General features: G+C 63.2%; 3 protein-coding genes. 2 read left to right on the top strand and 1 reads right to left on the bottom strand.

Annotated elements, in window-relative coordinates; translation table 11 throughout:
• Positions 1 to 72: 72 nt before the first annotated feature.
• Positions 73 to 6,354: a non-ribosomal peptide synthetase gene (locus MUM_RS0103915; protein WP_010167168.1), complete on the bottom strand. Its 6,282-nt coding sequence runs from the start codon at positions 6,352 to 6,354 to the stop codon at positions 73 to 75.
• Positions 6,355 to 6,840: 486 nt separating this feature from the next.
• On the opposite strand from MUM_RS0103915, the gene MUM_RS0103910 reads away from it, so the two are divergent.
• Positions 6,841 to 7,635 (top strand): helix-turn-helix transcriptional regulator, encoded by a 795-nt coding sequence (locus MUM_RS0103910; RefSeq protein WP_010167166.1) that lies wholly within the window; start codon positions 6,841 to 6,843, stop codon positions 7,633 to 7,635.
• Positions 7,635 to 9,023 (top strand): efflux transporter outer membrane subunit (locus MUM_RS0103905; protein ID WP_010167164.1); only part of this gene is annotated, 1,389 nt, incomplete at its 3' end. The genes MUM_RS0103910 and MUM_RS0103905, both read left to right, overlap by 1 nt.

Here is a 9,023-nt window from a genome sequence, read left to right as displayed (position 1 = left end):
AAAGTGACCCGCTGTAAGAGCGGAACCAATAGCCGCCGTTACCGCAGAAACGGATATGTACACGGTAAAAGCTCAAATCCTGCGCCGCCGCCCCAACTGCGGAATCCCCACAGAAGGCACCACCTCCACCCGCTCCACCCGCCTCCCCACAACCCCCGCCAACCCCACCACCGTCGGCTGACTGAACAACGAGCGAGCATCCACCTCCAACCCCGCCTTACGCATCCGCGCCACCACCCCCACGGCCAACAACGAATGCCCTCCCAATTCAAAAAAATGATCCCGGCGCCCTACCCGGTCCAGCTTCAGCACCTGCGCCCACACCCCCGCAATCACCGTCTCCACCTCCCCCTGCGGCGGCTCATAGGCGCGACTCAAAACAGCGTCCACCCCAGGCTCAGGTAACCCCTTGCGATCCAGCTTCCCCGCCGGATTAAGCGGCCACGCCTCCATCCGCACAAACGCCGAAGGCACCATGTACTCCGGCAACCCCTCCACCATGTAAACCCGCAACGCTTCAAGACTCGGCACCGTCTCACGAACCGTGAAATACGCGACCAACCGCTCATCCCGAATCAACACCGCCACCTCCCGCAACGCAGGGTGCGCCGCCAACCGCGCCTCAACTTCTCCCAGCTCCAGCCGCACCCCGCGCAGTTTCACCTGGAAGTCATTACGCCCCAGGAATTCCAGATTCCCGCCCGGCAAATACCGCACCAGATCCCCGGTGCGATACAACCGGTCCCCCACCACAAACGGGCTATCGATAAACCGCTCGGCCGTCATCTGCGCCAGCCCCAGATACCCTCGGGCCACGCCAACGCCGCCGATGTGCAACTGCCCGCTGCACCCCATCGGCACCGGCCGGTCGTGCTCGTCCAGCACATACAGCCGGGTATTGTTGATGGCCCGCCCAATCGGCAACTGCACCGCAGGCACCGGCGCTCCCGGTTCCAGGGTCCAGGCGCTGCTGTCTACCGTGGCCTCGGTGGGTCCATAGACGTTGTGCACGCGCACCTTGGGCAACCGTGCCTGAACCCCACGGGCCAAGGCCTCGGTCAGTTCCCCGCCACCGCATAAAACGTCGGTGAGGCTGGTGCAAAGCGCAGACTCTTCCAGCTCCAGAAATTGCTGCAACATCGCCGGCACAAACTTGATCACACTGATCTGTTGCTCACGAATCACCTGCGCCAGATACGCCGGTTCGCGGTGACCATCGGGGCGTGCCAGAACCAGGCGCATGCCATTGGTCAGCGGCCAGAACAGCTCCCACACCGAACCGTCAAAGCTGAACGGCGCCCGCTGCAACAAAGCGCCGCCCTCGGCATTCGGGCACAGTTGCGAACCCCAGTGCATGAGGTTGCCCAGGCCGCGGTGTTCAATCATTACCCCTTTGGGCGTGCCGGTGGAGCCGGAGGTGTACATCACGTAGGCCAGGTTGCCGACGCTCAAGCCGGGTACCAAAGGATTGCCCTCGGGCGCCTGGTGCCAGGCGCAGTGGTCGAAGTCGATCACCGGTATCGACACTTCCCCCGGCAACTCGCGGGTCGCGCCGTGCACCAGTAACGCTACCGGCGCGCTGTCCTGCAGCATGTAAGCGAGGCGCTCGCGGGGATAACCCGGGTCCAGCGGCACATAGGCGCCGCCGGCCTTGAGGATGGCCAGCAACCCCACCACCAGGTCCAGCCCGCGCTCGACACACAGCGCCACGCGCGAGTCCGGCTGCACCCCGCGCTCGCGCAGGTGATAGGCCAGGCGGTTGGCGCGCTCGTTGAGCTGACGGTAGGTCAATTGTTGTTCGCCGGCCTGCACCGCCACCGCGTGGGGGGTGTGCCGGGCATGGGCTTCGAACAGGGCGTGAACGGTCAGCTCCTCGGGGTAATCGGTTTCGGTGGCGTTGAAATCCACCAGTTGCTGTTGCAGTTCGGTCGCGGGCAGCACCTGCACCTCGAACAGCGGCGCTTCGGGCGTCTCCACCAAGCCCGACAACACCGTGCCCAGGTAATCCAGCAGGCGTTGCGCGCCGACCTTGCGCGGTGCCTTGGCCTTGAGCCGGAAACCGCTGCCGAGGTCGTCCACCGACAGCATCAGCGGGTAGCTGAGGATGTCTTCACTGCTGAGCAATTCGATGCCGGGCTGCAACTCCAGCAACGCCTCGGCCGAGGCATGCCGGTAATTCAGCAGGCTGTTGAACAGCGGTGTGACGCCGCTGCAACGCTGGGCCAACGCCAGCGAGGCTTGCTCATGGGCGAGCAAGGCGCTCAGTTGCTGCTGCGTCTCCTTGATCGCCTCGCGCACCGTTAATCCGGCCAGCCGTACCCGCAGCGGCAAGGTGTTGATGAACATGCCCAGGGCACGGTCCGCACCTTCGCCGGCCTGCAAACGCCCCAGCAATACGGTGCCGAACACCACATCGTCACGCCCCGAAACGCGCCCCAGTACCTGGGCCCACGCCAGGTGAAACAGGCTCGCCGCGCTGACGCCCAGGCTGCGAGCCTGCTCACGCAGTAACTGGCCAAGGCTGTCGGGCAGCAGCACATGGGCTTCTTCGGTCTCGTGGCGATCCGCCTGGCGTTCCTGCAAGCCGAAGGCCAGGGTCGGCTCGTCGACGCCCGCCAGCCGCTCGCGGAAGAATGCCTCGTGCCCGGCCTGGCGTGCCGGTGAACGGGTCTGGGCGACCACATTGCGATAGGGCACCGGTTCCGGCAGTTGCTGTTGCTGGCCTTGCAGGTGCGCCTGGATTTCCGCCATCAGCACTTGGGTCGACGTCGCGTCATTCACCAGATGATGGAAGCGCAGCATGCCCACCCAGCGCCGGTTCAGCGGGTCTTCAACGTAGTCCAGGGCCATCAGCGGGGCCTTGCGCAAATCCAGCGGGCGCTGGCGTTCGCGCAGTTGTTCGACGATTGAATCACCCTCAAGGCTCACCGGTTCCACGCGCAGGCGCGCCTCGCGCCACACCACTTGCATCGGGTGCTCAAGGGCATCCCATGCCAGGCTGGTGCGCAAGATGTCATGGCGGTCGATCACCTGTTGCAGCGCCTGGGCGAAGGCATCCAGCTGGTCACGGCGGGCGAAGCTGAACATTGCGTGTTGCTGGTAGGGATCGCGCTCGTCGGTGAGGTGGTGATACAGCAAGCCCTCCTGCAACGGCGCCAGCGGATAGATCTCTTGCACATTGAGGGCGCCGCCGGGGATGGCGGCGACGATGCGTTCGATCGTCGGCTGGTCCAGCTCGGCCAGCGTCAGCAGGTCCGGGGTGATCGTCGTGCAGCCCGAAGGAACACGGTTTTGCGGCACATCGAAGCCCGCGCCGTCGCCGACCGCTGCCGCCAGCGCGGCCAATGTGGGCTGGCCGAACAGCACCTGCACATCCGCCTGCAACCCGGCCTGGCGCATGCGCTGCACCAACTGGACCGCCAACAACGAATGGCCGCCCAGCTCGAAGAAATGATCATGGCGCCCCACTTGTTCGACGTGCAGCATCTCGGCCCAGATCTGCGCCAGGGTGTTTTCCATGGCGCCTTGTGGAGCCTCGTAGGTTCGGCTGACAAACGCCTCTGCACCGGGCGCGGGCAAGGCCTTGCGGTCGAGCTTGCCGTTGGCGGTCAGCGGTAACGCGTCCAGCTTTACGTAAGCGAGCGGCACCATGTAATCCGGCAGTCGCGATTGCAGCCAGGCACGCAGCGAATGGATCTCCACCGCGGTGTGTTGGGTAAACCAGGCCAGCAGTTGCCCGTCCCGTACCTGGACCACGGCTTCAGTGACGCCCTCATAAGCGGCCACAGCGGATTCGATTTCACCCAGTTCGATACGCACACCACGGATTTTTACCTGATCGTCGTTGCGGCCCAGGTACTCGATATTGCCGTCCGGCAACCAGCGCGCCAGGTCGCCGGTGCGGTACATACGGCCGGGGCTGAAAGGATCATCGAGGAAACGTTCAGCGGTCATTTCCGGGCGGTTCAAATAGCCCCGGGCCACGCCTCGGCCGCCAACGTACAACTCGCCCGCGACACCGATGGGCACCGGTCTTTGCCGCTCATCCAGCAGATAGACCGTGGCATTCGCGATGGGCTTGCCGATGTGCAGCGGCTGCCCGACCTCTACGAGCCCTGAGGTGGCAACCACCGTGGCTTCGGTGGGACCGTAGTTGTTGATCACCGCAAAACGGCGGGCCTTGTTGAACTGGCGCAGGCGGTCGCCACCAATCAGCAAGGTGCGCAGGGTCGGGTGTTCGATGTTCTGGCTGAACGCATACTCGGCCACCGGCGTGGGCAGGAAGCACACGTCCAGCGGTTGCGCGCGCCACCAGTCCAGCAGCGCGTCGATGTCTTCGGCGCCGTCATGGGCCGGCGGCAGGTGCAAGGTCGCGCCCACACACAAGGCCGGCCAGACTTCCCAGGCCATCGCGTCAAAACCGAAACCGGCCACGCTGGCGGTGTGGCTGCCTGGGTGCATGTCGAAGGCCTGGCAATGCCAGTCCACCAGGTTGGCCACGGTGTGGTGTTCCACCATCACGCCTTTGGGCAGGCCGGTGGAACCCGAGGTGTAGATCACATACGCGAGGTTGGCGGGTGTCATTGCCACCTGCGGGTTGCTCGCCAACCGGGCCGTGGCCTGGTCCAGGTGGATGACCGGCACCTGCAATACCGGCAAGCGCGCCAGCAACTCCGTCTGCGTCAGCACCGCCACCGGCGCGCTGTCATTAAGCAGGTAGTTCAGGCGCTCAGCGGGATGGGCCGGGTCTATCGGGACATAGCAGGCGCCGGACTTGAGAATCCCCAGCAACCCCACCAGCGTTTCCAGGCCGCGCCGGGCGACGATCGCCACACGGTCGTCCGGCTTTACCCCCAGCACCCGCAGCTGATGAGCCAGGGCATTGGCCCGTTGATTCAACTCGTCATACGTCAGGCGCCGGCCTTGATACACCGCCGCCACCGCCTGCGGAGCCAACGCGGCCTGGGCTTCGATACGCCCGTGCAGCGTCTGCGCGGCAGGATACGCCTGGGCAGTGGCGTTCCAGCGTTGCAACTGCGCGGTTTCCTCAGGCGTTACCAGGGAGAAATCCGCCAGGGTCAGTTCGGTATTTTCCAGCCCCTGCTCCAGCACATACACCAGGCGTTCGGCCAGGGCCTGCACCTCGTGCGGCTGGAAATACGCCTCGTTGTAGACGCAATGCAGGCACGCCGTGTCGTGGTAGCGATTGCTGCGCAAGTGAATCGCCAGGGGCAATGGTTCATGGTGGTTCGACACCTTGATCGCCCGGGCCGATGCCTGGCCGTAGCGAAACTCATGGTCATCCTGTTCATAGGACACCGACAGGTCGAACAGTTGGCCACGGTCGGCGCGCAGCAAACCCAGCTCGCGATTCATCTCGCTCAGCGGGAAGCGCTGATGCCGGAAATCCTGCTTGAGCTGGTCCCGCACACCGCGCACCAACGCGCTGAAAGGCATGTCTTCGCTGAACTGCAAACGCACCGCACTGACCTGGGTGAACAGCCCCAGGGTCGAACGAAACTGCGCATTGGAACGGTTGAGGATCGGCAGCCCCACTACCCACTCCTGGCGCTGGCCGGTGCGGCTGAAGTACAGGTACAGGGCGGCCAGTAACACATGAAACGCGGAGGCCTGGTGACGGTTCGCCACACGCGCCATGCGGTTGAGCAGCGCCGCCGGAAATGGCGCCACCAGGGTGTTGCTCGGTGCCTGCCCCCTGGCCTGATAACGGGGGGTCAGCAGCGGCTCGGGCAGTACCCGGTATTTGTCCAGCCAGTAGCGGCGGTCCCGGGCGTAACGGGGCGACTCGCGATACTGTTCATCGCTGTCGATGAAATCGATATACGACGGCGCCGACAGGTCCGGTTGCCGGCCCTGCTCCAGGGCGCTGTAGATACCGGCCAGGGATTGCAGCATCTGGCCGAAGCCCCAGCCGTCGAGAATCAGGTGGTGGGCCTGGGTGCCGAGGCGGTAATGCAGGTCATCGAGCTTGACCAGGAAGAAGCGGAACAACGGCTCAGCCACCAAGCTGTAGGCCCGGGCCATTTGCTCCTGCAGCAAGGCCTGGGCGGCAGCCTGGGGATCGGGCAGCCGCGAGAAGTCATGCTGTGGCACCGATACCGCCATCACCTCGGCAAACGCCTGTCGGGGAAAACCATCGGCCGCCACCTGCAACACCGTACGCAACGCATCGTGCCTGGCCACCAGTAGTTCAATGGCACGCTGGATCAATTCGGGGTTCACCGGGCCTGTGAGGTCGACATAACCGCCGATGTTGTACAGCGGCGAATCGCCGAGGCGCAGTTGGTCCAGCCAGATATCCCGCTGGGCGGCGGTCAGGGGGAAAAACGTCATAAGATCCTTCTCATGTGAGGTGTCGATAAGGCGCACAACGCCCCATTGAGGCGAAATCAATGGAATTTAAGCATCGCCCCCAAGGCCCGTATGTCACCCGAAACCCGGACAGCCGGGTACCGCGCCGGGGTTGGCTGATGGTTCAGTGCTGAAACGATTAAATGAATGTAGGAGATTGGCTACATCTGGCCGATGCCTGACTGCCGACGAATTTCAAAAAATCCAATAAAACTGTTTTATATCAAATAGTTAATAAACTCTAAAATACTCGAAGCGCACCCCCTCGCCTTATTTCACTGTCAGACATGACGAAATAATGGCGCGTTTTTTATGGCAGGTTGTGTCCCTCGTTTCCGCTACATACGTAGGACAAATCCCCGTGGCTAAATAAAGCCTCGAGCACCGACCCAGGTTCAAGGAGAACGGGAGGCCTGCACACGTACGGGGCAACCGTTGACGGTTTTCGACATCAAGGATGAGATGGCTATGAGTCTGACCAGCAGTATTCGGAATGTGGAAAGTCCGCATTTTTATTTCGAGTTGGGGGAGTTGATTTCCAGTACCGGCACTGAACACTTTGCGGCGAACATGCTGCAACTGGTCGACAAGCTGGTGCCGGTGCACCTGGTGGACCTCAGTGAATGGACCCTCGACGAGCACCAGGCCTGTGTGCTCGATATCAAGTTACTTGGCAGCGATGGGTTGAAGCAGGACTTGCCACCACCGCGCACCCTGCATCACCGCGACGACCATCCGCTGCTGAAAAAAATGCTCGGCATGAACGACCCGCTGCTGATCCAGATGAATGCCAAGGCCAACAGCACCCACGCCCGCGGCACCTCCCACCAGTGCAACCTGGTCTCGCGCCAGGCCAATCGGCGCTGCGTGATTTCGTTCTATCGGCCCCACACCCAACGCGCCTTTTCCCTGGCCGAGCTGTCGTTTCTCAAGAGCCTTTCGGAGACCTTGCTGCCGTTGATGGAGCGCCACGCGCAGATCAACCGCCAACTACCGCTGGTGGCGCCCGAGCCCTCTAAAACCCCGTTGGAGCAGTCGCAATTGCAGCGCGAATTCTATAAACGCCTGTCACTCAGTGACATCACCTTGTCGGCGCGGGAGCAAGAGGTTTGCCTGGGGTTGTTGACCGGCGGAACCGTGCCGCAGATGGCCGAGAAGCTCAGCGTGAAAAACAGCTCCATCGAAACCTACCTCAAGCGCGCGGCGGCCAAACTGGGTGTCAGTGGCCGGCATGGCCTGGCCAAATGGATGGTTGGCGCGTGATGAAAAAACTCATGCTCGGTGTGGTGTGTGTGCTTGGCGGGTGTTCGCTGATCCCGGATTACCAGCGGCCCGAGGCGCCCACGCCGGCGCAATACCCGCAGTACAACGCTGACAAAGTGGGCCCTTCGGTCGCCGGGCCCGACTGGCAACAGTTATTCCGTGACCCGGTGATGCGGCAGTTGATTGGCCAGGCGCTGGTCAACAACCGAGACCTGCGGGTGGCGGCGCTGAACGTCGAAGCGTTCCAGGCGCAATACCGTATCCAGCGCGCGGACCTGTTCCCGGCGGTGTCTGCCACGGCGGCCGAAAACCGGCAAAAAGTCCCCCGACGCGCCACCGGTACCGGCAAGTCCGCAATCACCTCCACCTATTCGGCGACGCTCGGCGTGAGTGCTTACGAGCTGGATTTTTTCGGCCGCGTGCGCAGCCTCAGTGAACAGGCGATGTTGCAATACCTGGCCACGGAAGAGGCCCGGCGCAGTGCGCAACTGAGCCTGGTGGCCAACGTTGCCAACGCCTACCTGACCTGGCGCGCCGACCAGGAACTGCTGGCCCTGGCCCAACAGACACTGGCCTCGGACGAACACAGCCTGCGCCTGACCTCCCGCAGCAAGACCGCAGGCAAGGCGACGTCGATCGATGTGATCCAGGCCCAGACCAGCGTCGAGAGTACGCGGGCGAGCATCGCCCGCTATCAGCGCCAGGTCGCCCAGGACCTCAACAGCCTGGCGTTGCTGGTGGGTGGGCCGGTGCCGGATTCGCTGCCGGCACAACCACTGTCCGACGACCTGGTGGCCCGGGTACCGGCCGGGTTGCCGTCGGACCTGCTGCAACGGCGGCCCGATATTGTCCAGGCGGAGTACCAGCTTCAGGCGGGCAACGCCAACATTGGCGCGGCGCGGGCGGCGTTTTTTCCGTCGGTCACGCTGACGGCCAACGCGGGCACTTCCAGCAAGGACTTGTCGGGGTTGTTCCAGGGTGGCTCGGGGAGTTGGGCGTTTCAGCCGCAGATCAATCTGCCGATCTTCAATGCGGGCAGCCTGCGGGCCAGCCTGGATTACGCGAAGATCCAGAAGAACATCCTTGTTGCGCAGTATGAGAAGTCGATTCAGACCGCGTTTCAGGAGGTCTCGAATGGGCTGGCGGCGCGGCAAACGTACAACGATCAACTGGCGGCGCAGCGGGATTTTGTTCGGGCCAACCAGAAGTATTACGACCTGGCGCAGCACCGGTATCGCAGTGGGGTGGACAGTAATCTGGTGTTTCTGGATGCGCAGCGGTCGTTGTTCAATTCGCAGCAGGCGTTGATTGTTGACCGGTTGGCGCAGTTGGTGGCGGAGGTGAATTTGTATACGGCGTTGGGTGGGGGGTGGGATGTGGGGGCTGAT

Origin of the sequence: Pseudomonas sp. PAMC 25886 (genome assembly GCF_000242655.1) — a bacterium.
Taxonomy (GTDB): Bacteria; Pseudomonadota; Gammaproteobacteria; order Pseudomonadales; family Pseudomonadaceae; genus Aquipseudomonas.
This window is presented reverse-complemented; position numbering and strand designations above follow the sequence as displayed.

Coding starts and splice junctions, on each gene's coding strand:
- MUM_RS0103915 (WP_010167168.1), bottom strand. CDS start 6,354: ATGACGTTTTTCCCCCTGACCGCCGCCCAGCGGGATATCTGGCTGGAC.
- MUM_RS0103910 (WP_010167166.1), top strand. CDS start 6,841: ATGAGTCTGACCAGCAGTATTCGGAATGTGGAAAGTCCGCATTTTTAT.